Below are 1,332 nucleotides of genomic sequence, written 5' to 3' on the forward strand. Positions count from 1 at the left end.
TGAACATTTCCGTGGTATTCACCTGCGCGTCGAGCCAGTACATCGGCGACCACCGAGGCGGCCCACTCCGAACGTCGTCGAGGATCTCCTCCCACGGACGCGCCGCTGCGGCCTTACGCACGCTCTCGGTGTGACCGGCAAGAGGGCTCAACATGATTCCGGGAGCGGCGTCGAGACGCCGCTCCCGGACTATCAGATGTGCTGCCAGGTCACGATTGGTCCACTCCCCACACAGTGTCGGAGCATCGGGGCCGAATTCGACCATGCTGTCCACCAGGGCGAGTCGTTCGTCATGAGCGAAGGTCACCTTCGCCAAAGTACTCGAACCGGACCGGGTTCGAGCGGAAGCGACCTGCTGTGCCGAATCTACGGAACCGCGATGACCGTCGGAATGATCATCGGACGGCGGCGGTACTTGTCCGCAACCCAGCGTCCGACGACGCGGCGCACCGACTGCGCGATGCGATGAGCGTCGATGACGCCTTCGCTCGCCAACCGGGCCAGGTCCGATTCCACGAGATCCGCGGCAGCCTTGAGCGCTGTCGGATCGTCGGAGAAGCCGCGACCGGACACCTCGGGGGTGCTGACCGCACGGCCCGTCGACTCGTTGATGACGATGGTGATCGCGATGAAGCCGCCCTCACCGAGCACGAGGCGATCGGACAGCGTCGGCTCACCGACGTCGCCGACGGACAGACCGTCGACGTAGACGTGCCCGACCGGTACGCGTCCGACGATCTCGGCGAGGCCGTCCACCATGTCGACCACGACGCCGTCCTCGGCCAATACGATGCGCTCTTCCGGCACGCCGGTTGCCTTTGCCAGCGCGGCGTTGGCACGCAGGTGCCGCCATTCACCGTGGACGGGCATGGCATTGGTGGGCCGAACCGCGTTGTACAGGTAGAGCAACTCACCGGCGGACGCGTGGCCCGAGACGTGAACCTTGGCGCTCTGCTGGGTCACGACGGTGGCACCGCGCTTGGCCAAACCGTTGACCACGGCAAAAACGGAGTTCTCGTTGCCCGGGATCAGCGAAGACGCGAGAACGACCAGGTCGTTGGCGCGGATGTTGATCTGACGGTGTTCGCCGCGCGCCATCCGCGAGAGCGCTGCCAACGGCTCACCTTGCGAACCCGTCGAAATGAGCACCAGGCGATCGTCGGGAAGGGTGGCGGCGGTGTCGATGTCTACGACGAGGCCGTCGGGCACCGTCAGGTAGCCCAGATCCTGGGCGATCTGCATGTTGCGGACCATCGAGCGGCCGACGAAGACGATGCGGCGGTTGTACCGAGCGGCTACGTCGACGACCTGCTGGATGCGATGCACGTGGCT

General features: G+C 65.5%; 2 protein-coding genes. Both read right to left on the bottom strand.

Annotated features, from left to right (window positions below; translation table 11 throughout):
* The coding region (locus ACYP01_RS23790; protein WP_459682759.1) for a maleylpyruvate isomerase family mycothiol-dependent enzyme at nucleotides 1–307 on the bottom strand (307 nt) is incomplete at its 3' end.
* 59 nt (nucleotides 308–366) lie between these two features.
* The coding region (locus tag ACYP01_RS23795; RefSeq protein WP_459682761.1) for a ribonuclease J at nucleotides 367–1,332 on the bottom strand (966 nt) is incomplete at its 5' end.

The sequence above is a fragment of the Rhodococcus sp. no. 34 genome (assembly GCF_054589475.1).